This window comes from Candidatus Njordibacter sp. Uisw_002 (assembly GCF_047730155.1).
In the GTDB taxonomy this organism is placed as follows: domain Bacteria; phylum Pseudomonadota; class Gammaproteobacteria; order Pseudomonadales; family Balneatricaceae; genus Njordibacter.
Window position 1 is genome coordinate 1,878,760 of sequence record NZ_CP159832.1, and the last position, 24,117, is coordinate 1,902,876.

At 43.9% G+C, this 24,117-nt stretch carries 25 protein-coding genes and 1 tRNA gene; 16 read left to right on the forward strand and 10 right to left on the reverse strand.

Annotation, left to right across the window (positions count from 1 at the left end):
• Positions 1-5: 5 nt before the first annotated feature.
• The 4 genes from ABXT42_RS08935 to djlA are packed head-to-tail and all read right to left on the reverse strand — an operon-like array spanning position 6 to position 2,517.
• Positions 6-293: a Trp family transcriptional regulator gene (locus ABXT42_RS08935; RefSeq protein WP_443627802.1), complete on the reverse strand. Its 288-nt coding sequence runs from the start codon at positions 291-293 to the stop codon at positions 6-8.
• Positions 294-344: 51 nt separating this feature from the next.
• Positions 345-1,010, reverse strand: a complete 666-nt coding sequence (locus ABXT42_RS08940; protein ID WP_443627803.1) for a phosphoglycolate phosphatase — start codon at positions 1,008-1,010, stop codon at positions 345-347.
• A 5-nt stretch (positions 1,011-1,015) separates the two neighbouring features.
• Entirely contained in the window at positions 1,016-1,687 is a 672-nt protein-coding gene (gene rpe, locus ABXT42_RS08945; RefSeq protein ID WP_443627804.1) for a ribulose-phosphate 3-epimerase, read from the reverse strand.
• A gap of 32 nt (positions 1,688-1,719) precedes the next feature.
• Positions 1,720-2,517, reverse strand: coding sequence for a co-chaperone DjlA (gene djlA, locus ABXT42_RS08950; protein WP_443627805.1), 798 nt, complete (start codon positions 2,515-2,517; stop codon positions 1,720-1,722).
• A gap of 213 nt (positions 2,518-2,730) precedes the next feature.
• Between djlA and ABXT42_RS08955 the strand changes: the two genes are divergently transcribed.
• The 8 genes from ABXT42_RS08955 (at position 2,731) to ABXT42_RS08990 (ending at position 10,934) form a co-directional block, all read left to right on the forward strand.
• Positions 2,731-5,034: an LPS-assembly protein LptD gene (locus ABXT42_RS08955; protein WP_443627806.1), complete on the forward strand. Its 2,304-nt coding sequence runs from the start codon at positions 2,731-2,733 to the stop codon at positions 5,032-5,034.
• Positions 5,018-6,304: a peptidylprolyl isomerase gene (locus ABXT42_RS08960; RefSeq protein ID WP_443627807.1), complete on the forward strand. Its 1,287-nt coding sequence runs from the start codon at positions 5,018-5,020 to the stop codon at positions 6,302-6,304. Before ABXT42_RS08955 ends, ABXT42_RS08960 begins: the two co-directional genes overlap by 17 nt.
• 2 nt (positions 6,305-6,306) lie before the next feature.
• On the forward strand, positions 6,307-7,296 hold the full coding sequence (gene pdxA, locus ABXT42_RS08965; protein WP_443627808.1) for a 4-hydroxythreonine-4-phosphate dehydrogenase PdxA: 990 nt from the start codon (positions 6,307-6,309) through the stop codon (positions 7,294-7,296).
• Between the two features lie 22 nt (positions 7,297-7,318).
• The gene (rsmA, locus tag ABXT42_RS08970; protein ID WP_443627809.1) at positions 7,319-8,173 is read left to right on the forward strand and encodes a 16S rRNA (adenine(1518)-N(6)/adenine(1519)-N(6))-dimethyltransferase RsmA; all 855 of its coding nucleotides are present in this window, start codon (positions 7,319-7,321) and stop codon (positions 8,171-8,173) included.
• 9 nt (positions 8,174-8,182) lie between these two features.
• Positions 8,183-8,593 carry a Co2+/Mg2+ efflux protein ApaG gene (apaG, locus tag ABXT42_RS08975; protein WP_443627810.1) on the forward strand — a complete coding sequence of 137 codons (411 nt, stop codon included), beginning with the start codon at positions 8,183-8,185 and terminating at the stop codon, positions 8,591-8,593.
• Between the two features lie 12 nt (positions 8,594-8,605).
• Positions 8,606-9,412, forward strand: coding sequence for a symmetrical bis(5'-nucleosyl)-tetraphosphatase (locus tag ABXT42_RS08980; protein ID WP_443627811.1), 807 nt, complete (start codon positions 8,606-8,608; stop codon positions 9,410-9,412).
• A 64-nt stretch (positions 9,413-9,476) separates the two neighbouring features.
• The gene (glpE, locus tag ABXT42_RS08985) at positions 9,477-9,797 is read left to right on the forward strand and encodes a thiosulfate sulfurtransferase GlpE (protein ID WP_443627812.1); all 321 of its coding nucleotides are present in this window, start codon (positions 9,477-9,479) and stop codon (positions 9,795-9,797) included.
• Positions 9,798-9,809: 12 nt separating this feature from the next.
• Positions 9,810-10,934 carry a hypothetical protein gene (locus ABXT42_RS08990; protein ID WP_443627813.1) on the forward strand — a complete coding sequence of 375 codons (1,125 nt, stop codon included), beginning with the start codon at positions 9,810-9,812 and terminating at the stop codon, positions 10,932-10,934.
• Between the two features lie 10 nt (positions 10,935-10,944).
• Here the strand turns inward: ABXT42_RS08990 and folK are convergent, their stop codons facing one another.
• Genes folK through tsaD form a run of 3 tightly spaced genes read right to left on the reverse strand, consistent with a single transcriptional unit; the run spans position 10,945 to position 12,877 of the window.
• Positions 10,945-11,433, reverse strand: a complete 489-nt coding sequence (folK, locus tag ABXT42_RS08995; protein WP_443627814.1) for a 2-amino-4-hydroxy-6-hydroxymethyldihydropteridine diphosphokinase — start codon at positions 11,431-11,433, stop codon at positions 10,945-10,947.
• Positions 11,433-11,792: a dihydroneopterin aldolase gene (gene folB, locus ABXT42_RS09000; RefSeq protein WP_443627815.1), complete on the reverse strand. Its 360-nt coding sequence runs from the start codon at positions 11,790-11,792 to the stop codon at positions 11,433-11,435. Before folB ends, folK begins: the two co-directional genes overlap by 1 nt.
• A 47-nt stretch (positions 11,793-11,839) precedes the next feature.
• Positions 11,840-12,877, reverse strand: coding sequence for a tRNA (adenosine(37)-N6)-threonylcarbamoyltransferase complex transferase subunit TsaD (gene tsaD / locus ABXT42_RS09005; RefSeq protein ID WP_443629470.1), 1,038 nt, complete (start codon positions 12,875-12,877; stop codon positions 11,840-11,842).
• 285 nt (positions 12,878-13,162) lie between these two features.
• Here tsaD and rpsU point away from each other — a divergent pair, with 285 nt between their 5' ends.
• From rpsU to ABXT42_RS09030, 5 genes are all read left to right on the forward strand, one after another.
• Positions 13,163-13,378 carry a 30S ribosomal protein S21 gene (rpsU, locus tag ABXT42_RS09010; RefSeq protein ID WP_443627816.1) on the forward strand — a complete coding sequence of 72 codons (216 nt, stop codon included), beginning with the start codon at positions 13,163-13,165 and terminating at the stop codon, positions 13,376-13,378.
• A gap of 264 nt (positions 13,379-13,642) precedes the next feature.
• Entirely contained in the window at positions 13,643-14,089 is a 447-nt protein-coding gene (locus ABXT42_RS09015) for a GatB/YqeY domain-containing protein (RefSeq protein WP_443627817.1), read from the forward strand.
• A 24-nt stretch (positions 14,090-14,113) separates the two neighbouring features.
• Positions 14,114-16,165 carry a DNA primase gene (gene dnaG / locus ABXT42_RS09020; RefSeq protein ID WP_443627818.1) on the forward strand — a complete coding sequence of 684 codons (2,052 nt, stop codon included), beginning with the start codon at positions 14,114-14,116 and terminating at the stop codon, positions 16,163-16,165.
• A gap of 208 nt (positions 16,166-16,373) precedes the next feature.
• On the forward strand, positions 16,374-18,179 hold the full coding sequence (gene rpoD / locus ABXT42_RS09025; RefSeq protein ID WP_443627819.1) for an RNA polymerase sigma factor RpoD: 1,806 nt from the start codon (positions 16,374-16,376) through the stop codon (positions 18,177-18,179).
• 190 nt (positions 18,180-18,369) lie between these two features.
• The gene (locus tag ABXT42_RS09030) at positions 18,370-19,335 is read left to right on the forward strand and encodes a DMT family transporter (protein WP_443627820.1); all 966 of its coding nucleotides are present in this window, start codon (positions 18,370-18,372) and stop codon (positions 19,333-19,335) included.
• Positions 19,336-19,372: 37 nt separating this feature from the next.
• Here the strand turns inward: ABXT42_RS09030 and ABXT42_RS09035 are convergent, their stop codons facing one another.
• On the reverse strand, positions 19,373-20,002 hold the full coding sequence (locus ABXT42_RS09035; protein ID WP_443627821.1) for a VF530 family DNA-binding protein: 630 nt from the start codon (positions 20,000-20,002) through the stop codon (positions 19,373-19,375).
• A 161-nt stretch (positions 20,003-20,163) separates the two neighbouring features.
• Here ABXT42_RS09035 and ABXT42_RS09040 point away from each other — a divergent pair, with 161 nt between their 5' ends.
• Both ABXT42_RS09040 and ABXT42_RS09045 read left to right on the forward strand, forming a co-directional pair.
• The gene (locus tag ABXT42_RS09040) at positions 20,164-20,997 is read left to right on the forward strand and encodes a phytanoyl-CoA dioxygenase family protein (protein ID WP_443627822.1); all 834 of its coding nucleotides are present in this window, start codon (positions 20,164-20,166) and stop codon (positions 20,995-20,997) included.
• A gap of 68 nt (positions 20,998-21,065) precedes the next feature.
• Positions 21,066-21,141: transfer RNA gene (locus tag ABXT42_RS09045), tRNA-Ile, on the forward strand.
• A 509-nt stretch (positions 21,142-21,650) separates the two neighbouring features.
• Here ABXT42_RS09045 and ABXT42_RS09050 read toward each other — a convergent pair.
• Positions 21,651-21,869: a helix-turn-helix domain-containing protein gene (locus tag ABXT42_RS09050; RefSeq protein ID WP_443627823.1), complete on the reverse strand. Its 219-nt coding sequence runs from the start codon at positions 21,867-21,869 to the stop codon at positions 21,651-21,653.
• A gap of 283 nt (positions 21,870-22,152) precedes the next feature.
• Complete coding sequence (locus ABXT42_RS09055; RefSeq protein WP_443627824.1) at positions 22,153-22,938, reverse strand: IclR family transcriptional regulator; 786 nt, start codon at positions 22,936-22,938, stop codon at positions 22,153-22,155.
• Positions 22,939-23,154: 216 nt separating this feature from the next.
• On the opposite strand from ABXT42_RS09055, the gene ABXT42_RS09060 reads away from it, so the two are divergent.
• Positions 23,155-24,105: a Bug family tripartite tricarboxylate transporter substrate binding protein gene (locus ABXT42_RS09060; protein WP_443627825.1), complete on the forward strand. Its 951-nt coding sequence runs from the start codon at positions 23,155-23,157 to the stop codon at positions 24,103-24,105.
• The last annotated feature ends 12 nt before the right edge of the window (positions 24,106-24,117 follow it).

The following is a 24,117-nucleotide window of genomic DNA, read 5'->3' on the forward strand; positions in this document are numbered from 1 at the left end:
TTATTTTATTTGGACGAGTCAATTTTATAGCTTCCAGCTTGAAGGGCTCTAGAACCTCGGGTGACAGTAGCTATGCCTACACCGAGTTGTTGTGCTACACGGCGCTGTGATACACCTTTTGATAGTAGCTCGAAAATTTGTAATCGATTGATTAATTCTTGTTGCTCATAAGGTGTCAACAAACCCTCAAGTGCCGCCAACATTTGCTGCGGGCTTGTTTGAGTCATTAAGTAATTAACAACAGGGCTTAGTGAGTTGGTTTTGGGCATAGGCGTGGTGATGAATTTATTCATATAGTATCAATGTACTAGTACACTAGCATACGATTAAACATTTGCCAAGGCTTACAGGTGATCAACTACCCAATCAGGCTGGCACAAAGCAATATCAAGGCCATGGTTGTATCCACCTCTCACACCCACACAAGGCATGCCGCAGGCTTTAGCTGCGTTAATGTCATTACTAGAGTCACCCACCATAAGGCATTGTTCCAAATCAATACCCATCTGCTTGGCAGCTTTTAATAAGGGCATTGGGTGAGGTTTTTTTTCTGTAAAGGTGTCACCACAATACACCAAATCAAAATATTCAAGTATGCCAAATTTAGACAACAAAGGCCTTGTAAAACGGCTAGGTTTGTTAGTAATCACTCCCTGCTTAACTCCATTTTCTTGAAGACTTTGCAACAATAGCTCAACGCCACCATAGAGCTTGGTTTGTTGGCTTCCAAGCTGATGATAACAGTCCATAAATAGATCCAGTGCTTGCTCAAACTTAGGATCTAATGTTTGGGGTGTAAATTGATTAGCAAGGATTCTTTGCACTAAAACCGCCGCCCCATTGCCAACCCAGTGCTCCACTTGGAGCAAACTGGGGGCGCTTATATTAAGGGCTTCAGCCATAGATACGCTAGCACAATACAAATCTGGCAGACTATCAAGCAATGTGCCGTCCAAATCAAACAACACCAGCTTTGGCTTAAAACCAATAGTATTAAACAGTGGGATCATTATTTTTATCGACTAGTGGCAAGTTCTTTGCGCATTAGATCTATCGTAGCTTTGTAATCATCTGTATTGAAAATAGCAGAGCCTGCAACAAAAGTATCAGCACCAGCACGGGATATTTCAGCAATGTTAGCCACGCCCACACCACCATCTACTTCTAGACGAATATCTAGCCCAGATGCATCTATGCGCTGGCGCGCCAAACGCAGTTTATCTAGCGTGGATGGGATGAATTTTTGCCCACCAAAGCCTGGGTTTACCGACATTAATAAGATCATATCCAAACGATCCATCACATGATCAAGGTAATGCAAGGGTGTGGCTGGATTAAACACCAAACCCGCTTTTGCGCCACCATCTTTGATGATTTGTAATGAGCGGTCAATGTGATCACTAGCTTCTGGATGAAAGGTAATGTAGCTAGCACCTGCTGCTAAAAACTCTTCAATCATGCGATCCACAGGCTGCACCATTAGGTGCACATCAATCGGTGCAGTAACCCCATGGTCTCGTAAGGCCTTACACACCATTGGGCCAATAGTAAGGTTGGGGACGTAATGATTATCCATAACATCAAAATGCACAATATCTGCGCCAGCTGCCAACACATTGTCTACTTCTGCACCTAAACAGGCAAAGTTTGCCGCTAAAATGGAAGGTGCTATTTTAAAATCAACCATGGGGTAATATTCCAGTAGATAAGTTCAAAAAACTACTTACGCGACTTTTTAACAGCATCGTAAGCAGCTTGAATTTCTTGGGTTTTTTGTTTTGCAATAAGCATCATTTCGTCAGGCAAACCACGGGCAACTAACTTGTCTGGGTGGTGCTGACTCATTAGCTTTCTATAGGCCATTTTGAGAGTTTTTGTGTCACAACTTTGGTCTACACCCAGTACACCATAAGCTTGCTTTAACCCTGCTTGGCCCGCCCCTTCAAACTGACCCGTGCCACCACTTTGATGAAATGATTGTTCTGATTTCATGCGAGCCACAACGGCTTCAAAATCTTGTTGGGTAATGCCTAGCAATTGACAAACTTGTGTTAACACACGCCCTTCAGGCTGACTAAATTGGCCATCAATAAGCGCAGCTTCTAGCTGTATTTCAATAAACATTTGTTTCACTGCAGCATTATTCACCAGTACTCTTCGCAGTGGCTCTAGCACTTGGGTAAGGTCAAAGTCACTAGCCTTACCCTTATTAAAGCATTCAATAGCTTGCTTACGCAGTTCACCCGTAAGCTGCATACGTGTCATTACAGTTTGCGCATAATTAATTTCGTCTGCAGTGACTTGTCCGTCTGCTTTAGCAAGCTTGCCCATCACGCAGAAAGTAGCATTAAAAAAAGCAGTTTGAGCTTGCGCCTGAGTCCAATTTCCAATACCAGAAACACTACGAATCAGCTTGTCTAGGTAATAGCCTATAGCAGCGCCAAACAACATGCCACTTGGCCCACCAGTTAGCCCTATAAGCGCACCCAGCACCAATCCTGTTCTATGTCGTGCCATATTGGCGCCCAAACTGTAACTGTTCACATATTCACCAGTAATTAAAAAAGTGCCCTATAATAAATCGCGAAGCCCTAAAGCGCCACATTGAGTCCCTATAAATTGACTAAATTGGCATTTTTACGCCATTACAGGCTAATTGAAGCACCTATCTTTGAAAATTTGGTTTAAACTGCTTCTATTCGCTTAATTAGCCGCGCCAAGTTTTGGTCCATGAACACTGGATTTCTTTTGTCTATTTATAAATCAGCACCTAGCCTTCAACTAATGCTCCTTTATCTAGCAGCCTTCAGTGCAAGTCAATTGGCAGCGGCAAGTCACGAAGCTATTGAGCTAAACTGGGATGCATCAAACCCTTCACAGATTAACACCAGCTATTGTGCCGGATCTTACCTGCCCTTTACCCCAAAGCCTTTTGACCAAAGTATTGCTAAAAATAAACAGCCCATTTATACCAACGCAGATACTAGTGAGTCTACACAAGGCACAACACGCTTAGAAGGTAATGTAGAGCTACGCCAAGGCAATCTAGCAATCACCAGCGATACTGCAGTATTTGATAATAACCAGAGCACGATTGACATTGAGGGGCACGTAAAGTTTTATCGCCCAAATATGATCATAGAAAGTAACGATGCTAACTTCAACATGTTGGATTCACAAGCTACCCTTAATAAGGCTCAGCTGGCTTTGCCTGATAGCGAATTAAGAGCCACTGCCCAAAAGATTGATTACCACGCAGACGATACAGTCACCATGAATCAAGGCAGCCTAACTTTTTGCCCTCCTGGGGATAACACGTGGGCTATCCACAGCAACAATATAAGCCTAGATCCAAGCACAGGATTTGGTGAGGCTGATCATGCCATCTTAAAAATTGGCTCAGTACCGGTGTTTTATCTGCCATGGATGAGTTTCCCTATAGATGATCAGCGCAGGTCTGGCTTTCTATTTCCAACCTTAGTGCAGTCATCAAAGGCAGGCTTAGATGTGACAACTCCTTATTACTTAAATTTGGCCCCTAATTATGATGCATTGCTAACCCCTAGATTTACAGAGCTTCGTGGCACTAGTCTAGAGACTAACATAAGACATTTGGGCCAAAATAGTGAGCAATCACTAAACACTACATGGGTTCTTAATGACCCTCTATCAAATCCAAACAGATGGCTTTTGAATTACAATCTAAACACAGACCTAACTAACGTCCTGTCCAGCTCAGTGAATATTAATAGGGTTAGCGACAACGAGTTACTTGACGACTACGGCTTATCTACGTCAGATGAAACTTCATTGACTAGTAGTGCCCAGGTTAATTACAAAGGCTCGTCACCTATACTAAGCTCTGCAAGCATCAGCGTTATTACTCGTCAAAACTTAGGCAGTGGCATAGCCGCCTATGACCAGTTACCTCATGCCACCCTTTCAGGAGGCATGAGCCTCAACCAAGAACAGCAACTGATCAGTGCTGATTACACGGTAGATTTAACTCGTTTTATCAGAGATACCAGCTCACTAACCGGTGCTAACAAGATTACTGGCACTCGTTCACACATAGTGCCAAGCCTAAGCAGCTCGTGGGTTAATGAGTATGGTTTTATTAAGCCTAAGCTCAGCTTGCCCATTACTAACTACCAACTAAGCGATACCCCAGCTACGACCTCAGCACAACTAACACGGATCATTCCACAACTAGAAATTGACGGTGGATTAATATTTGAGCGTGCTCTTTCACAAGGTTACACACAAACCCTTGAGCCGCGCCTTTATTACACCTATACGCCATATCGACAGCAAAATGATGTGGCTGTTTTTGATACTAGTCAGACCGCCAAACCACTTTATCAACCTAACCGGTTTAGTGGGTATGACCGCATTGCAGATACCAACCGTATTACTTTGGGATTAGATAGCCAATTTTTCAATAATAAAGGGTGGCAAAAAGCTAAATTATCTATCTCTCAAATTCATTACCTTAGTGACCGTAAAGTGCAATTGAGTAGCTCTACCTTAGCTAACACTGAAACTTTTTCCCCTATTTATGGTCTCATGAATTATCAATTTACCCCCAACTGGAGCTCTGGTGCAGGGGTTGATTGGAACCCTAGCTCTGGCATAGTTGAAGCCACAAGCCTGAATACGAAATACCAGCTCAATGAGAAGATCATTGATGTAAAATACACACAAACATTAGACAGCACTGAACAAGGTGAAATGTCTTTAATCTGGCCTCTAACTCCTAAGTGGACACTGATGGCTAAGCACAAAGAAGACCTTCTTAACCAGCAGCTGCAGGATTCGATTTTTGGTGTAGAGTATGCCAATTGCTGCTGGAAAGGGCGTTTAGCCAGTCGTAGCTGGCTAGTAAACGCCGAAGAAGGCATGGAACACGGCATATTTTTTGAGCTTTCACTTAAAGGGTTAGGCCGAAGTGATAAACAATTGACCAGCGGCAACCAAGTGCGCATGGCAGACTTTATGAAAGGAATTACTGGTTATAATGAATACACTCAGTAAATGGGGCACGCGCCTAAGCTTAGTTGCAAGCTTGATATTACCTATCTCAGCCTTTGCTGCGACCAAAATTGATAGCATTGCTGCCATCATAGACGATGATCTTGTGTTGCAAAGCGACGTATCAACTCGACTTGTCAAAGTGCAACAACAGCTTGCTAAAAGCAATACCAACGTGTCTGACATAGAAGCACTGACAAGCCAAGTATTAGACCAGCTGATTATAGAAAACTTACAGTTACAAATAGCCGCTCAAAAAGGCATTTATATTTCTGAGACTGCATTAAATTCGGCTATAGGGCGCATTGCAAAAAATAATCAGCTATCCATGGATCAGCTTGAACAAGCTGTTAATGACGGTGGTGAGACCATGGCGCAATTTAAGGAAAAAATTCGCCAAGAGATGACTATTAATGAGGTACAAAAAACGTCTGTTAATCGTCGTATTGATGTCAGCGAATACGAAATAGATCGTTATTTAGCTTCAACCCAAGGCCAGAAACTTGCCGAAAAAGAGTATGAAATTGGCCACATTTTAGTGGGCTTGAGTGAGCAGCCTAATGCTCAAGAGCTAACAGAAGCTCAACAAAAACTTGACCAAATCAACAGCGCTTTAGCACAAGGCACACTATTTTCTAGTGTCGCTGCTACATACTCAGACGCTTCAAATGCTCTCAAAGGTGGTAGCTTGGGCTGGCGTAAAGGTAGCCAATTACCCGCCCTATTTGCTAGCCCTATTAAACAAATGGATATTGGTGAAGTGAGTGAACCTATTCGCAATAGCAGTGGTTTTCACATTATCACTTTAATCAACAAACGCGGCGTGAGCATCCAATCTGTGTCTCAAACAAGAGCTAACCATATACTCATACTGCCTAATGAAATTCGCTCAAGCACCCAAGCACAAGCACTCATTAATGAGTTGCACCAACGCTTGGCCAACGGGGCAGACTTTTATGACCTAGCGCGCACCTTTAGCGACGATGCAAATTCAGCACCCAGCGGTGGTGACTTGGGCTGGCTCAATGACAACCAACTTCCTCAAGTGTTGCAAAAAGCTTTGGATCAGCTTGATATATCACAGCAAAGTCCGCCTATAAAAAGCACCAACGGCTGGCATCTATTACAAGCAGTAGAGCGCAGAACCAAAGACATTGGTCAAGCTAACCTGCGCTTCCAAGCCAAACAAGCCATTATAGATAGCAAATTTGCTAACGAACTAGAAAATTGGCTGCGTGACATCCGTAACCAAGCCTACATAGAGATTCGCTAATTATGCGAAGATTATTGATTACTGCAGGAGAGCCTGCAGGTATTGGGCCAGACCTATGCTTAAGTCTAGCTGGCCAACCTAGCCTTGCTTTAGCAAATACTGAAATTGTGATTGTGGCAGATTTAGGCCTGCTGCTAGATCGTGCCTCACTACTTGGTTTACAGATCGATTTTTGCCAGATAAGCCTTAAAGATCCCATTACATCCACTGCTGCAAATCAGCTTAAAGTACTACACGTGCCTTTAAAGGTTGAAAGCCGGCCACACCACTTAGATGCTGACAATAGCTCCTACGTTTTAAACACTTTAAATATTGCTTGTGATGCTTGTTTAGCAGGCCAAGCGCACGCGATGGTTACAGCACCTGTGCACAAAGGCATTATCAACGAATCAGGCACTGCATTTAGTGGGCACACAGAGTATTTACAAGCTAGGTGCAGGGTAGACCAAGTAGTGATGATGCTCGCGTGTGATGCGATGCGCGTTACCTTAGCCACTACACATTTGCCTCTAAAAGACGTAGCTGCAGCTATTACGCCGGAGCTACTTAGCCAAACCATCGGTATTATTGACGCTGAATTGACCCATAAGTTTGGTATTGAAAATCCATGTATTTATGTGTGTGGTCTTAACCCACATGCTGGAGAAGACGGACATTTAGGAAAAGAAGAATTAGATATCATCATTCCTACTTTAGAGCGATTGCGAAGCCAAGGGCTCAACCTTGTTGGCCCGCTACCAGCGGATACTTTATTTAACCAAGATAACTTAGCAAAAGCAGATGTAGTGCTAGCTATGTATCACGATCAAGGCCTACCCGTGCTAAAATACGCAGGCTTTGGTGATGCTGTAAACATTACTTTGGGCCTACCCATCATTCGCACTTCAGTAGATCACGGCACTGCTATAGATTTAGCTGGCACTGGCAAAGCCAGAAGCAGCAGTTTATTAAAAGCTACTGAAAGTGCATTACAACTTTGCCTTCATATTTAGGTCGCCCACTTACGAGATTTTTATGGCCAGTCAGACCCCAAGAAAACACCAAGCACGCAAAAGATTTGGTCAAAACTTTTTACATGATCAAGGTATCATCCGTCATATAGTGGCGTGCATTCGGCCAAAACCAGAGCAAAAGATTGTTGAAATAGGGCCAGGCCTTGGCGCAATTACAGAACATTTATTGGCAAGTGCTGGTCATTTGGATGTAGTAGAACTGGATCGCGACTTGTTACCTCATCTGCGTATTTCCTTTGCCAGCTATGGCAGCAATTTACGTATTCACGAAGCTGATGCGTTGCAATTTGATTTTTCTAGCTTAAATATTGAGCAATCTGAAACACCCGATTCTACAAACCAAGACAAAGGTAAGGGCAAGCAATTACTGCGCATAGTAGGCAACCTACCTTACAACATATCTACCCCACTGATCTTCCATTTACTTAGCTACACAGACCTTATTGAAGACATGCATTTTATGCTACAAAAGGAAGTAGTATTGCGCTTAGCGGCTGGAGCTGGCACTAATAATTATGGCCGCCTAAGCATCATGGCACAATATTTTTGCCGCGTAGACCATTTATTTGAAGTGCCACCAGAAGCCTTTGACCCAAGACCAAAGGTAGACTCAGCCATAGTACGCATGGCACCTTATAGCAAGCTACCTTACGTGGCACATGATTTTAAGCATTTTGAACAGTTAGTAAAAAGTGGCTTTGCTCAGCGTCGTAAAACCTTGCGCAACAATCTTAAAGGCATCGCTAATGACCAGCAGTTGCAAAGTTTAGGTATAGACCCTAGCATTCGTCCTGAGCGTCTAAACGTAAGCGAATTTGTTGCTATTAGTAATTTATTGACACAAACACCTAGCTAGGGCCGTCCCATGAGCACCTCAAACATCACAACAAACACAGATACCGACCCAACCCATGGCTTTAATGTGGTTGTACAAACAGAGTTTCTTGCAGATCAGTCGGAACCTAGTCGTAATCGTTACGTGTTCGCCTACAGAATAACCATCACCAATACCGGGCATCAAGCCGCACAGCTTTTAAGCCGTAAATGGGTGATTACAGACGGCGATGGGAAAATTCAAGAAGTTTCCGGTGAGGGTATTGTAGGCCAGCAGCCATTCATAGAAGCTGGACAAAAGCATCAATACACAAGTGGCACTGTATTAGAAACCAAAGTGGGTAGCATGACTGGCTTTTATGGCATGATGGGTGCTGATGGCCAAGAGTTCAATACTCCCATACCCTCATTCACCCTCTCTTCCCCCAACGCCTTACATTAGTAAAATAGCGCAATGGCCAGCTACGCAGTAGGTGATATTCAAGGCTGTTTAGACGCCTTAAAGGCCTTGTTAGACAAAGTAGGCTTTTCATCTGCAGACGCTCTTTGGGTTGCCGGTGATTTAGTTAATCGTGGCCCAAGCTCACTGGAAACGCTGCGCTTTATTAAATCTCTAGGCCATCAAAGTAAGGTGGTACTTGGTAATCACGATCTCCACCTTCTCGCTCTAAACAGTAAAGACGCGCAATTGAAGTCTAGCGATACGCTATACCCTATTTTGGCAGCGCACGACCGCACACCATTGCTAGCTTGGTTACAAGCACAACCACTGCTGCACTATGACGCTGAGTTTGACACGGTAATGACCCACGCAGGAGTGCCACCTTGCTGGAACTTGCAGCAAGCACAAGCACATGCCCAAGAGCTACAAAATGTATTACAAAGCGATAAGGCCACCTCATTTTTTGCCGCTATGTATGGCAACCAACCTGACCTTTGGCATGATAGCCTTGCAGGAATGGATCGCTTTCGCTGTATAACCAACTACTTTACTCGTATGCGCTTTATCACTTCACAAGGTAGGCTAAACCTAACCTATAGTGGAAAACCAGATGCTAGCACCGATGACCCATCGTTACTTTTACCTTGGTTCGATTTACCAAGCGCAGTGACTTCAAGACAAGTATTTGGACATTGGGCAGCGCTGCAGGGCGAAACTGGCAAAGAAGATATTATTAATTTGGATATGGGTTGTGTTTGGGGTGGTAGACTTAAATTAATACGCTTAGATGACGGTCACTGTTTTAGCGTAGGATGCTAAGCAGCATATTGCACAAATACCTTACAAACACTACACTGCTGAGCTTATTATATAGGAATCAAATATGTCTGAAGTTATTTCAATTGCCCCTGCTGATGTTATGGACAAAGTTAATCAAGGAGCTTACCTAGTAGATATTCGCGACATAAATAGCTATCAACTAAGCCACATAAAAAACAGCACTCGCATTGATAACGAAACCCTGCCTACATTTTTACGAGAGGCCGACTTAGACAAACCTATCATCGTTTGTTGTTACCACGGTATTAGCTCTATCCAAGCTGCAGGTTTTTTAGCCCAACAAGGCTTTGACGAAGTGTACAGCTTAACGGGCGGCTACACTGCATATAGCGTTGCTCACCCTGAACACTGTAATTCAATATAAGAGAATGCTGTTATGGCCACTAGTAATACATACTTAGTTGGTGGTGCTGTACGTGACACTCTACTTGGCCTTGCGGTACACGAACGCGACTATGTAGTGGTAGGCAGCACTCCTGAAGCTTTACTCGCCCTTGGATACACTCAAGTGGGTAAAGATTTCCCAGTATTTTTACACCCCCAAAGCAAAGAAGAATACGCCCTAGCTCGCACCGAGCGAAAAGCTGGCCAAGGTTATACTGGTTTTCAAGTACACGCGACATCACAGGTGACATTAGAAGAAGATTTACTGCGCCGCGACCTCACTATTAATGCTATTGCCCAAGCTCCAGATGGTCAACTAATAGACCCCTATGGCGGCCAGCAAGACATACAGGCAAAACTCTTACGCCATGTATCGCAAGCCTTTAGTGAAGACCCGTTGCGCGTATTACGCACAGCACGATTTGCAGCCCACCTGCATCATCTAGGTTTTAGTATTGCCAGCCAAACCAAGGCTTTGCTAGTAGATATAACTCACTCTGGTGAACTCACTACACTGGCTAAAGAACGCATCTGGCAAGAAACTCACAAAGCGCTTAACAGTAGAAGTCCATGGGTTTATTTTGAAGTATTGGAAGCTTGTGGAGCACTCCAGGTGTTGATGCCTGCATTGGCCGAATTACTCAACCGCAAACCACAAGCACTCAATACGCTAAAGCGCCTAAGTGAACCAGAAAATAACGCCCACATACGCCTAACAGGATTACTTTATCAGCTTAATAAGCCACAGATAGAAGACCTTGCTGCACAAATAAAAATACCCAATGACCCCAAGAATTTAGCTCTAGCCACTAGTAACTACCAAAGGCAACTGCGTGCATACACCGAACTTGATGCTTCCCAAAAGCACCAAATGCTGAGTAATCTTGGCCTTTTGCGTCACACTGATTCATTGGATCAGCTACTTAGTCTTTGTGAAGCCATAACACGTACACAAGAGCCCCTGTTTGGCTGGCAGTCTCCAAAGCAACATATTCTTGCAGATTTAGCACGTATCCAAAGCGTAAAACCTGTCGCACTAATGGCACAAGGTTTTACAGGAAAAGCCTTAGGTGAGGCGCTCAAAAAAGCTCAAATAGATTCTATTCTTCAAGGTTAGGTACTCGACACTAAAACGAAATTTTAGTAAGCCTTAAGGTATGCTTAAAGTCATACGCATTATAAAGCTGCTGTATGCTTTTAGCTTTTGTAGGATGGATAACGTGAGCGGCAATGTCTGTCAGAGGCTGCAATACATAAGCGCAAGTTAGAATATCTGGCCGTGGCACTTTATTATCTTCATCTACTAAATCACCAAACAACAATAAGTCCATATCTAAGCCATGACTTGTAGGCTTATGCTGCAAGCCTGAAGGCCTTTGGCGGCCGTGTTTGGTTTCTGTAGCACGTATCCATGACATTAACTCTATGTGGGTTAATGGGCATTCAAAACCAACCGCCATATTGAGAAAATCTGGCCCATCCATACCCACAGCTTGGGCAATATAGACAGGTGAGCGCTGCACATTACCAAATGTCTTTGTTAGTTCAGCTACCCCTGCTTGAAGGCTAGCATGTGGCTGTATGTTAGCTCCTAGGCCTAAATACACATACGTCATCAGGCTGGCTTTTTACCACGTTCAATCATCACACCCACATCCATAGCATTGGCAATTGCATCAGGCTTACCTAATTTGATGCGTACAAAAGGCACAGGAAATTCAGCCAAAATTAATGCAGCTATTTCTTCTGCCATAGTCTCTACTAGTAAAAATTCACTTTGTTCTACAAATTGCGTTAGCCTGTCTGACACATCCTTGTAGCTAACAGTGCGGTCGATATCTTCGGTAGCAGCTGATGCACTAATGTCTACAGCCATTTCTACATCTAGCACAACCTTTTGACGGATTTCACGCTCCCAGTCAAAAATACCAATCACCGTGTCTACGGCCAAACCATGTACATATACTGTGTCCATTAGGAACTCTCTTTAAAATTGTGCGGGTTTTATAAGTAACAGCACGCTTATATTTGAGCCACCACAGGCAGCTCGTCTAAGGGCCAGCGTGGCTTTACTATTAATGTTAAATCATCACATTGGCCTGCTGCTAAGCGCTGAGCACCAGCGTAAGCAATCATGGCGCCATTATCAGTGCAATATTGTGGCCTTGGGTAATACACTTGAGCACGCAACTTAGCCGTTTCTAGAGCTAGTTTTTCACGTAGTTTAGTATTTGCACTCACTCCACCTGCCATCACTAGCGTAAAAAGCCCAGTTTGCTGCAAAGCTCTGCGACACTTAATCGCCAAGGTATCCACTACTGCTTGCTCAAAAGCTATAGAAATATCTGCCTTGTCTTGCTGTGTAAGTGATCCTTGGCGCTTTTTAATATCTTGAATAGCGTAAAGTACAGACGTTTTTAAACCACTAAAGCTCATATCCAATCCAGGTCTATCAACCATAGGCCTTGGGAATTTAAAGCGTGTTGCCTGGCCACTTAAAGCCAAATTGGCGACTAAAGGCCCGCCTGGATAATCCAAATCCATCATCTTAGCCACTTTATCAAAGGCTTCACCTGCGGCGTCATCTAAAGATTCGCCTAATAATTCATACTCTCCCAAGGAACGCACGTGCACAAGCTGCGTATGACCACCAGAAACCAGTAAAGCCACAAAAGGAGGCTTTGGGGCGTTTTCTTCTAACATAGGCGCAAGCAGATGACCTTCCATATGATGTACACCAATAGTAGGTAAATCCCAAGCCATGCCTAAAGCTCTACCCGTAGCAGCGCCAACCATAAGCGCACCAATTAGCCCTGGGCCTGCAGTGTAAGCCACTCCATCTACATCACCATAGGCCAACCCTGCCTTATCAAACACCTCCCGCATAAGCGGCACAAGTTTGCGTATATGATCGCGAGAAGCAAGCTCTGGCACTACTCCGCCGTATTGAGCGTGCACAGCCACTTGACTGTAGAGCGCTTCAGCAATTATTCCCTTGTCGGTATCGTAAATAGCGACCCCAGTTTCGTCGCAAGATGTTTCTATGCCTAATACACGCATGAATAAGCCAATTGTTTCCAAAATCAATGTAAGTAAGGTGAGAATTTTACCTTTCATCCAGTCCAATGACCACACATGCCATGCTATTTGCCTTATCTTTAACAAACACCTTAAGTTGGTGAAAAATGGGCTTTACACCAGCCAATACATAAGAGTAAAATATGCGGCCTTAATCAATTAGGAACATATCCTCTTTAAAGCTGTATTAGCTTTTACAAACAAGAGAATATGAATATAAAACATTCGGATGGTTGCCTAATGCAGCCTCCACTATTAGGTAAAGATATGCCAGCTGTAAAACTGAAAGACAACGAACCATTTGATATTGCTCTACGTCGCTTCAAGCGCGCTTGTGAAAAAGCGGGCACTTTAGCCGACGTTCGTTCAAAAGAATTCTACGAAAAGCCAACAAGTGTTCGTAAGCGTCAAGCTGCAGCTGCTGTTAAGCGTCATGCTAAGAAATTAGTACGCGAAAACCGTCGTCACGTTCGTTTATACTAGGTTTTACACCTACTAGATAGAACTCTGCACGACCTGCTTTACCGTCTGATAACCAAAGACACACAAGTAAAGCAATACATAGGGGCGGTTTTTCAGTTACCCGCCCCTTTGTCGTTTCTGACGTTTAAGTATTTAGCTCATCTTATATTAAACAGATGTGTTAAATTGAACTAGAAAAGACAACCAAACCATATTAAGTTGTGTATTCGTTAATACGTATAAACTACAACCTAATTACTGAAACCAAAACAGCGAGAACTCATCATGTCCGATTTAAAGCTTCAACTTAAAGATGCTCAAAAACAAGCCATGCGTGATAAAAACAAACCTCGCCTAACCTGCATTCGCACCATGCTATCAGAGTTTAAACGCATCGAAGTAGACGAGCGAATTGAACTAGATCAAGCCCGCGGTTTAGCCGTGTTAGATAAAATGTTAAAGCAGCGTCGCGACTCTATCAGTCAATACGAAGCGGCTAATCGTCAAGACTTAGCAGACATTGAACACAGCGAAATAAGTGTCATTCAAGAATTTTTACCCACCCCACTTACCGATGACGAAATAAGCTCTCTGATCACCCAGGCTATTACCGATTCTGGCGCCAGCAGCATGCAGGACATGGGAAAAGTGATGGGAATACTAAAGCCCCTATTGCAAGGCCGCGCAGATATTGGCAAAGTAAGCGGTAAGATTAAAGCACAACTTGCTTAAGCTTTTGTTATAAAGGCACACCACTTGGCGTCACGTATACCACAATCATTTATTGATGACCTCCTTGACCGCACTGATATTGTCGACTTGGTGGACGGGCACGTAAAACTTAAAAAAACAGGCCGCAACTACTCTGCATGCTGTCCTTTTCATAAAGAAAAGACCCCCTCTTTTAGTGTTGCCCCAGACAAGCAATTTTATTATTGCTTTGGTTGTGGTGCAGGTGGTAACGCCATCGGTTTTTTAATGCAGCTGGCCAATCTTAACTTCCCAGAAGCCGTAGAAGAGCTTGCCAGTAAAGCTGGCCTAAGCGTGCCTAAAGATGACAGCACTACTAGTAAAGCCGCATCTGCAGCCAGCCAAGCCAAAACCCAAGCGCGTAACCAAGCTTACGATTTATTAAACCGTGCCAGCCAGTATTACCAAAGCCAGTTGCGTCGACATGCAGATCGACAAAAGGCTGTGGTCTATCTTAAAGGCCGAGGCCTAAACGGCCAAATAGCCCAACGCTTTGGTGTGGGGTATGCACCTGAAGGCTGGCAAAATTTGATGTTGGAACTAGCCCCAAAAAAAGAGCAAGAGCAAGCACTTATCGACTCTGGCATGGTGGTGGAACACGAAGAGACAAAGCGTCGTTATGACCGTTTTCGTGATCGCATTATGTTTCCGATTAAAGACTACAAAGGCCGAATTATTGCCTTTGGCGGCAGAGTGCTAGGGGATGAAAAACCAAAGTATTTAAACTCCCCTGAAACCATAGTATTTCACAAACAAAAAGAACTTTATGGCCTTTATGAAGCCCGCCAGCACGAACGAAATTTAAAGCGCATTATGGTGGTTGAAGGCTATATGGACGTTGTAGCCCTAGCTCAACACAACATTAATTATGCTGTTGCTACCCTTGGCACTAGCACCAGCAGCTTTCATTTAGAACGTATCTTTAAGCTTGTCAGTGAAGTGGTATTTTGCTTTGACGGCGACGCAGCCGGTTTAAAAGCAGCAGATAGAGCCATGCACACTTGCCTACCTTTTATGGAAGATGGCCGCCAAGCTCGCTTTTTATTACTACCAGATGGCGAAGATCCAGATTCTGTAGTGCGCAAAGAAGGTAAAGAAAAACTAACGGCCCTTATAGTCGATGCGACGCCCTTAAGTGACTTTTTGTTCCAACGCTTAAGCAAAGACCTAGATACCCACAACCTAGAACATAGAGCCAAACTTGCTACCGATGCTAGCCCTTTGATTGCCACGATTCCAAAAGGCATTATGCATAGTATGATGCAAGCACGGCTAAGTAAAATTACTGGCCTAGACAAAGACACACTGGAACAATTGATCGCCCTAAAGGCCCCTATTGCAAAGCCAGAACCTCTAGAGACTTCCAAGCCAAGCGCCTTACCAACAACCAATAAAGCACCCATCACTGGCAGTAAGTCGGATCAAAATACAGCCGATCTAGCACGCCAAAGCACGCATGATTATGCTGATTACCACATGGCTCACACTAATTCAGACATAGATGAAAATGCGCATCATTGGCATGATGATCATTATCAATCAGCTCCTTCAGACCATAACGCGCCCCTTGGGTCTGCAAAGCACAGCTTCAATGCCATGTTGCCAAAAGTTCAAAACCCCGCACATGCAGCGATCAGGGTTATTTTGCGACACCCAGAAGCAGTAGAGCCCATCACCCAAATCCCAAGCCATTTATCAGAATTGAAAATGCAAGATGCGGGCGTATTGATTCAGCTACTTAGCACCGTGCAGGCTATGCACAAACAGCTCAAACGCTGGCCAAATCCAGCAGAACTGCACATAGAGTGCGCTTCTTGGGAGTCGTGGCCTATGCTTCGCCAGCTTGCAGCCTTAGAGTCTTTGCTGCCGCAAGGTAACTACCCACAACAGCTAGAAGAAGCGATTAGTCGATTGCTTGGTCATCACTTTGATGAGCGTTACGCACAGATATTACAATTAGCATCACAGCCCAATGCCGACGCCAGCATAAAAAAACAACTAAAAGAGCTACTAAAAGAAAAAGAAGAGTTGCAAAATCGGCTAAAAGGTAGACAATAGGTATCAACCGGATCTCATACGGATCCACGGCTATCGGGCGGCATGCTAGGCATCGCAAAAACAGACCCATAACAGCTATCACCTGGTGCAGGTTTCAAAAAGCACATGTTATCAGCTATTCCCTTAAACTTTGTGGAAGAATTATTGTTTTTCCACTATAATGATCAGCTGATTTTTCCACTATCCGTTTACTTACTATAGGGTTGTCATGGCCGCCAACGAACAGCAACAATCACGTCTAAAACAACTGATCACCAAAGGTCGTGAACAGGGCTTTTTAACGTACGCAGAAGTTAACGATCACCTGCCTCAAAATATCGCTGATCCAGATCAAGTAGAAGATATTATCGGCATGATTAACGACATGGGTATTACTGTATCTGAGCAGGCGCCAGATGCAGAAACACTACTCATGACAGACGGCGACTCTACAGACGAAGCCGCAGCAGAAGAAGCCGCAGCAGCCTTGGCCGCCGTAGAAAACGAAGCTGGTCGCACTACCGACCCTGTACGTATGTACATGCGCGAAATGGGCACTGTAGAGCTACTTACCCGTGAAGGCGAAATCGTCATTGCCAAGCGTATTGAAGAAGGCCTGCGCGACGTAATGGCTTCCTTAGCTTATTACCCAGATAGTGTTATTACTATCATTGATGTGTACAAACGCATCTTCACTGAAGAAGGCCGCTTAAGCGACCTATTTAGTGGCTATATTGATCCAGATGGCGAACCTAATCCATCACCAATTAATCCTACCACCGTTGTGAAAAACGACGATGAAGAGGAAGAAGAAACTGATAATGGGCCAGATCCAATTGAAACGGCTGAACGTTTTGCAGAGCTAGAAGAACAATTAGTTGTAGCTCTTTTGGCTGTTGAACAACATGGCCGCGAAAGCGAACAAGCTAAAGAAGCATACGCCCACCTTGGTTTCTTGTTCTCTCCACTGAAACTTGTGCCTAAGCATTTTGAGTCTGTGGCTAAGTTCCCACGTGGTGCACTTGCTAAAATTCGCGCGCAAGAAAAAATCATTACCAACATCTGTAATCGCAAAGCCAAAATGCCACGCGATGTTTTTCTTGACCAGTTCCCTGGCAATGAAACTAATGTAGGTTGGGCAGATGAACTAATTGCAAGTGGGCAGCCATACGCTCCAGCAATTCGCCGCAACGCAGTAGATCTGCGTCGTGCGCAGCGTAAACTTTCTATGGTGGTTGAAGAGTCTGGCCTTACCCTAGATGAAATCAAAGACATCAACCGTCGCATGACTATGGGTGAACTACGTGCTCGTCGTGCTAAAAGAGAAATGGTGGAAGCCAACCTTCGCCTAGTTATCTCTATAGCTAAAAAATACACCAACCGTGGCCTGCAGTTCTTGGATCTCATTCAAGAAGGTAACATTGGCTTGATGAAAGCTGTAGACAAATTTGAATACCGTCGTGGTTATAAGTTCTCTACTTACGCCACATGGTGGATTCGCCAAGCGATCACCCGATCTATTGCCGACCAAGCCCGTACCATTCGTATTCCTGTGCATATGATTGAGACTATTAATAAGCTCAACCGTATCTCTCGTCAAATGCTTCAGGAAATGGGTCGTGAGCCTACTCCAGAAGAGCTGGGCGAACGTATGGAAATGCCAGAAGAAAAGATTCGTAAAGTGCTTAAAATCGCGAAAGAGCCTATTTCTATGGAAACACCTATCGGCGACGATGAAGATTCTAGCTTAGGTGATTTTATCGAAGACAGCTCTATGGAGTCTCCGATCGATTCTGCTACTGGCGAAGGTTTAAGAGAAGCCACACGCGATGTATTAGCAGGCCTCACTCCTCGTGAATCTAAAGTGCTGCGAATGCGTTTCGGTATCGAAATGAACACAGACCACACGTTAGAAGAAGTAGGCAAGCAGTTTGATGTAACACGTGAACGTATCCGTCAAATTGAAGCTAAAGCCCTACGCAAGTTGCGCCACCCAATGCGCTCTGATCACTTGCGCAGCTTCATTGAAGACTAGTCTTCATAGATAACACTAGCTTAGCTTTTGCACGCCAGTCGCGCAGAAGCTAAGCTAGTTTTTTACTCCTTTTCTACACGCCATAGTTTTGGCAAACCTCATATACCCGCACCTTTAAACCCTGTATTGTTGCCTCTAAATTAGCTTTAATCATTGTTTTATTTCTAGCATTCTTCTGGGCTGCATACCTATGTTATTTCCCCTATTTAGATCAAGCAATGCAATAGGCATCATATGTGCCATAGGCGCTAGTGTATGTTTTTCTACTACAGACGTTATCATCAAATTTCTAAGTGATGCCTATGCATTACACCAAATTGTGCTCTTAAGATCTGCCATTGGCATTGTTGCTATTGTGATCATACTTATGGCCAGCAGTAATGGCATAAAGGCACTAAAAACTAACCGCCTAAGAAGACATTTATTGCGCGGCCTAAGTGTGGTGTGCGCTAACATTTTGTTTTTTTTGGGGATAGTGGCTATGCCATTGGCAGATGCAGTGGCTTTATTTTTTATAAGCCCCAGCATCATCACCTTATTTTCCATCATCTTTTTAAAAGAATATGTAGGGCCGCACCGATGGTTTGCCATAGGGCTAGGTTTTGTAGGTGTATTGATTACGGTGCAGCCAGGCAGTAGTGAGTTTATGTTAGCGTCTTTATTGCCCATAGGTGCTGCATTTTGTTATGCCGCTTTACACACTCTCACACGTACCATGCGTGATACAGAGTCTGCCACCACCATGACCTTCTATATACAAGCCAGTTTTGTTTTAGTGAGCACTTTGATGTGGGCGTTAGTGGGAGATGGGCAGTTTAACGACCCTAGTAACCCATCATTAAACTTTCTACTAAAGCCATGGGGTGCTTGGGGATATGGGGATATTAAGCTGTTTGTTTTATTGGGCGCGGGAAGCACATTAGGCGGCTATCTCATTAGTCAGGCTTATCGTCATGCAGAATCTGGCTTGGCAGCACCATTTGAATACATCGCCCTGCCCTTAGCCATGTTTTGGGGATTAGTGATATTTGACGAATCACCTAGCACCCTAACTCTAGTAGGTAGTGGTTTCATTTTAGCTTCAGGGCTTTACACCCTATATAGAGAAATACACCACTATCGTCTTCCAAACATGACAAATGCAAACGAGCACTAACTTAGCAAGCTTGTGCCCCAAGTGATCTACACAACACCTACGACTTAAGCTTGTTGCGTGAGCTAGCCCAAGGATCTAGTTTCCCAGTGCTAGTGGCTTTAACAGCAGCAACGTCGTGGCTAGACTTAGGCGCAGGTTTCCAAGGTGATGCTTTAGCACTAGAGATAGGCTCAGGCTTCCAAGCCGTTTTTTGTGCGGGTTTAGACCAAGGCGTATCATTACTTCTAGCGCTAGCATTATACTCTTTGGTGCTAGATTTAGCCGCACTACTGCCTGTGCGCCCGGCTAGCCGATCATACTCATTGGCCTTTGTTTCACGCTTTTCACGCACACGTTCTGCATCTTCCAAACTGAGCTCGAAAGGGGCACCTACTACTTGGCCTTCAGGGATAATCCGATCACGAGGCGGCAGCTCAAACTGATCACTAGACACCTTAGGCAAGCTTTTAAACTTATACAAATAGAAGGCTTCTACCTTTTCACGCGCCCACTGTGTTTTCTTTAAAAACTTTACACTAGAATCAATGCTTGGGTTAGTTTTAAAGCTGTGAATATACAAATAAGCATGAAGAATTTCAAAGCCATAATGATCAACAATTTCTGTGAGCATGGTTTTTAAATTCAAACCGTGCAGGGGATTGTTTTGGTAATTAATTTCTTCGGGCATGCCTAGGTGTACCTAATGTGGTTTATAGATTAAATTATACCTTATTACAGGCCTTGATGTAGAGCTTGATCTAAACCATGGTGAGTCCTTTTAGCGCCACATGCAATAGACTGCACAGACACATATGATTAAATGCGTATTTTAAAAAAGGAAACACACTAATGGGAAAAGTGCTTAGCCAGCAACAAATAAATGCCTACCATGAGCAAGGGTTTATATCGCCCATAGATGTAATGAGTGAAGATGAAGCCACCTCATACGCACACAGGCTAAAAGCCGCAGAAGAAAAATATCCAAATGAATTAAGCGGAGTAAACCGCAACAACGGCCACCTATGTTTTACATTTTTAGATGAGCTAGCCTACCATCCAAAAGTGTTGGATGCGGTGGAGGACATACTAGGGGCGCACTTCTCTTTATGGGGCAGCGTGTTGTTTATAAAAGAGCCCAACTCCAGCCACTTTGTAAGCTGGCACCAAGACGCCACTTACATGGGCATTACCCCACGTCATTTTGTTACTCCTTGGATTGCGCTCACCCATAGTGACCGGCACACAGGCTGTATGAGCATGATTCCAAAAAGCCACCTAAACGATATCCAGCCCCACAAAGACACTTATGGTGAAGACAATATACTCACCCGTGGGCAAGAAGTGGCCAATGTAGCTGTAGACCAAGCGGTGGACTTAATTCTTAAACCCGGCCAAATGTCGCTACACCACGCCATGACAATACATGGCTCACAGCCCAACCAAAGCCAGCACCAAAGGCGTATAGGCTTTGCACTGCAGTCTTTTATGCCCGCAGGTGCAACACAAACCATAGGCCAAAATAACTGGTCCCCTGCACGTGGCCATTGCGCCCAAGACGGCTATCACTACTTACCTCGCCCCCAAATAGATATGGCGTCTGAAAGCGTAATGACTAGAGACAAATGCAACCAAAACTTTTCCGACATCCTTTACCATGGGGCAAAATCAAAAAGAGACTATTAAATCAGTGTTTTAGCTGTGTTGAATCTTGATCTCAACCACCAGCACGGGTATCATGCGTGCTCCCATACGGGCCTGTGGCGCAGCGGTTAGCGCAGAGGACTCATAATCCTTTGGTCGTCAGTTCAAATCTGACCAGGCCCACCATATTAAAACCTTTAGTATTCAATACTTTGGGGCAATGTAGCCTAGCTTATAGCTGGGCTTTTTTGTAACTTTTTTTCTTGGGGTATGGCGGGGGTAAGGTTCAAACGGTGTTTGTGTTTTTTACATACCTACCTAAACCCCTGGGGCTATTCAAAATACAGGAAACAAGGTAATTGTCATTTTCTTTACGATCAATGGGAATCAACCCCACAGGAGTCTTAGTCTACGCCCCAGTTCTCCATCTTTTTCTGGCACCACTCCAAGGAGAGTCCCTAGCTTGGGCATATACATATGCGCTGGACTGACGCCACCACATAGGGACGCCTAAAAAGGTCGCTCGTGGTGTTGCAACGCAACCTGATAAGGCTACTATTCCGCCAGTAGGTATATTAATGAAAAACACATGAGCCACTCCTTGGTATAGCTGCTGTGTCGCCCTAACAAATAATTAGTGAAGCTTGAGAGGTACAGTTTCAAAGAACACTGTCATGAAAGGCCATATCTGATAATTAGCTAGCCTGATGCCCATAAACAAACTCATCTAAATCAATATCCAATACTGAACATATCTCAGTGAGGCTAGACAACAACATATCAGATTGGTTATGCCAACGGTAGATTTGCTGAGAGTTGACGCCTAAAGCACGGGCTAACTCAGTGCTCAGAATGCCTCTCTGAGTGGCAACTTCCTTGAGCCTAAGGCCAAGGCGGATGGTGTCTTCAGGCATGGTGTAAGGCTCCATAGGGCTGCTGAAAGTAGCTTCTATTTTACCACATTAAGCGTCCTACATCTAAGTTGTAGGTTTCGGTTTATGTGTCGCTAGGTGACATTTGTAGTGCGAAACTACCCACGACCAAACCGCCCCAAAGAACCTACTAAGAATTATTATAAAGTATACTTTCGTAGGTGAGTTGTAACCAATTATCGATTTGAGTCACTAATAACTTTCCATACCCTCGATCAAGTAATTTGTTGCTACGAGAGTTAAATTTTTTGAACAATGGTTTTGCTTAGATGGATATGTAACCCATCGCAGCAGATATTTTGCGTCCAGTTTCTTTAAGTGCTTCAAGCACTTCACCTTCTAACATTTCGCTAGATATTGTTGTAATTGGGCATGAGACGCTGATCGCGGCAACGCACTGTGAGTGCAGATTCAAAACGGGAACAGCAATGCATTGCAAACCTAGTGAATGTTCCTGCAGGTCTAGTGAGTAGCCTCGATTCTTGCTTAGCAATAATTCTTTTTCTAATGCCTTGCTGTCTGTTAGCGTGTGGGCAGTAATAGGAGTGAGCTGAAGGTCTTGCAAGATTGCATTCAACGAGCCCTGCTCTAGATTGGACAATAAAACTTTACCCGAGGCTGTTGAGTAAACATCAGTTCGTAAGCCAATAAATGAGGAGCACTGCAGCGCTCCAGCTTGATGCTGGACATCTACTTTATCAACATACACCACTTCGTTCTGATCAAGCACGAGCATGTGTACTGTCTCATTTAATTTTTTGCTTAAATCCTCAAGGTGACGGTGGCCTCTTTCACGAACATCAAGGCGTTGTAAATAGGCCTGACCCACACGCACAAGGTTTAGGCCAATGTCATACTTTCTCGAATCTTGGTTTTGTTGCAAGTACCCATATTCGGTCAACGTTTTAATGTGGTGGTGCACTGAGGATTTGTTTAAATCCAGAGATTCAGCAATTTCCTTAATGCTGAGAGGGCGCTTTGCTGCAGTAATTGTTTCAAATACTGAAATTGCTTTACCGATCGTATTTAGTTTTTTGATTTCATCTTCCATAGTGATTTCATAATACGAAACATAGGTTCTAATTGTCAAATGTTTTATTGACACATGCTTTGAAAGGGCGTAATTTAAAAACGTCCCATAATACGAAGCATCGTTTCAAATTAAGAAATGAAATTATGGGTTGATCATTTAAAAGTAAGGCTAGTGGTTTTTAGTTTCAACTCAATAGCCGAACATAATATAAAAAAATAAGTGGAGACACATCAAATGAAAAAACTTCTAGTTCTGGCTACAGCGATATTTGCGTTTAATGCGCCTGTATTCGCAGATTACCCTGAAAAAGATATTACTCTAATCGTACCCTGGTCTGCTGGTGGTGGTACTGACACCATTGCACGTTCTCTAGTTAAGAATGCTAAACAGTACATTGGCGTAAACGTAAATGTAGTGAACAAAACTGGAGGCCAAGGCGTGGTTGGCATGAACGCAACCAAAATGGCGCGTCCAGATGGCTACACTGCCGGCATGATCACCTTTGGGTTGAGTACATATAGGCTCATGGGCTTATCAGACATTTCTTATCGCGATTATGAATTGCTTCAATTGCTTAACCAAAGCTCTGCGGCAATCAGTGTGAACAAAGGTTCTCAGTTTACTTCTCTAGATGACGTGATCCAATACTCCAAAGCGAATCCTGGCATTGTGACATTAGGTCACACTGGTGCAGGAGCTGCTTGGCATCTATCTGCGGCTTCATTGGGAGTTATGCATGATGTTGAATTTAACTACATTCCTTTCGCAGGTGGCGCTCCAACACGCTCTGCATTGCTAGGTGGCCATGTTAGTTTGGCAGCAACTGGTATTGACGAAGTGAAAGATTTGTATGAAGCAGGAGAAGTAAATATCCTTGCAGTAAATGCAGCAACTCGTCATCCTGCTTTTCCTAATGTGCCCACTTTAGCAGAAGCTGGTTATAAGATAGACGCTCCCGTTCTTGATTGGCGCGGATTGGCTTTGCCTAAAAATGTACCTGCTGATCGTGTAGCATTTTTGGAAGAGGGCTTTAAGAAAATGTTCAATGACCCTGAGTTTCGCGCACTTGCAAAACAAAAAGGTTTGATCCTAGTATATGAAGATTCTGATGGTTTTGAAGGCTTCCTAGGTAATATGGAACAAGTTCTTCAACCTACATTAGACGCAGTTGGTCTATTGAAGTAAGTCGGGTTTAAT

Coding starts and splice junctions, on each gene's coding strand:
- ABXT42_RS08935 (WP_443627802.1), bottom strand. CDS start 293: ATGAATAAATTCATCACCACGCCTATGCCCAAAACCAACTCACTAAGC.
- ABXT42_RS08940 (WP_443627803.1), bottom strand. CDS start 1,010: ATGATCCCACTGTTTAATACTATTGGTTTTAAGCCAAAGCTGGTGTTG.
- rpe (WP_443627804.1), bottom strand. CDS start 1,687: ATGGTTGATTTTAAAATAGCACCTTCCATTTTAGCGGCAAACTTTGCC.
- djlA (WP_443627805.1), bottom strand. CDS start 2,517: ATGGCACGACATAGAACAGGATTGGTGCTGGGTGCGCTTATAGGGCTA.
- ABXT42_RS08955 (WP_443627806.1), top strand. CDS start 2,731: ATGAACACTGGATTTCTTTTGTCTATTTATAAATCAGCACCTAGCCTT.
- ABXT42_RS08960 (WP_443627807.1), top strand. CDS start 5,018: ATGAATACACTCAGTAAATGGGGCACGCGCCTAAGCTTAGTTGCAAGC.
- pdxA (WP_443627808.1), top strand. CDS start 6,307: ATGCGAAGATTATTGATTACTGCAGGAGAGCCTGCAGGTATTGGGCCA.
- rsmA (WP_443627809.1), top strand. CDS start 7,319: ATGGCCAGTCAGACCCCAAGAAAACACCAAGCACGCAAAAGATTTGGT.
- apaG (WP_443627810.1), top strand. CDS start 8,183: ATGAGCACCTCAAACATCACAACAAACACAGATACCGACCCAACCCAT.
- ABXT42_RS08980 (WP_443627811.1), top strand. CDS start 8,606: ATGGCCAGCTACGCAGTAGGTGATATTCAAGGCTGTTTAGACGCCTTA.
- glpE (WP_443627812.1), top strand. CDS start 9,477: ATGTCTGAAGTTATTTCAATTGCCCCTGCTGATGTTATGGACAAAGTT.
- ABXT42_RS08990 (WP_443627813.1), top strand. CDS start 9,810: ATGGCCACTAGTAATACATACTTAGTTGGTGGTGCTGTACGTGACACT.
- folK (WP_443627814.1), bottom strand. CDS start 11,433: ATGACGTATGTGTATTTAGGCCTAGGAGCTAACATACAGCCACATGCT.
- folB (WP_443627815.1), bottom strand. CDS start 11,792: ATGGACACAGTATATGTACATGGTTTGGCCGTAGACACGGTGATTGGT.
- tsaD (WP_443629470.1), bottom strand. CDS start 12,877: ATGCGTGTATTAGGCATAGAAACATCTTGCGACGAAACTGGGGTCGCT.
- rpsU (WP_443627816.1), top strand. CDS start 13,163: ATGCCAGCTGTAAAACTGAAAGACAACGAACCATTTGATATTGCTCTA.
- ABXT42_RS09015 (WP_443627817.1), top strand. CDS start 13,643: ATGTCCGATTTAAAGCTTCAACTTAAAGATGCTCAAAAACAAGCCATG.
- rpoD (WP_443627819.1), top strand. CDS start 16,374: ATGGCCGCCAACGAACAGCAACAATCACGTCTAAAACAACTGATCACC.
- ABXT42_RS09030 (WP_443627820.1), top strand. CDS start 18,370: ATGTTATTTCCCCTATTTAGATCAAGCAATGCAATAGGCATCATATGT.
- ABXT42_RS09035 (WP_443627821.1), bottom strand. CDS start 20,002: ATGCCCGAAGAAATTAATTACCAAAACAATCCCCTGCACGGTTTGAAT.
- ABXT42_RS09040 (WP_443627822.1), top strand. CDS start 20,164: ATGGGAAAAGTGCTTAGCCAGCAACAAATAAATGCCTACCATGAGCAA.
- ABXT42_RS09050 (WP_443627823.1), bottom strand. CDS start 21,869: ATGCCTGAAGACACCATCCGCCTTGGCCTTAGGCTCAAGGAAGTTGCC.
- ABXT42_RS09055 (WP_443627824.1), bottom strand. CDS start 22,938: ATGGAAGATGAAATCAAAAAACTAAATACGATCGGTAAAGCAATTTCA.
- ABXT42_RS09060 (WP_443627825.1), top strand. CDS start 23,155: ATGAAAAAACTTCTAGTTCTGGCTACAGCGATATTTGCGTTTAATGCG.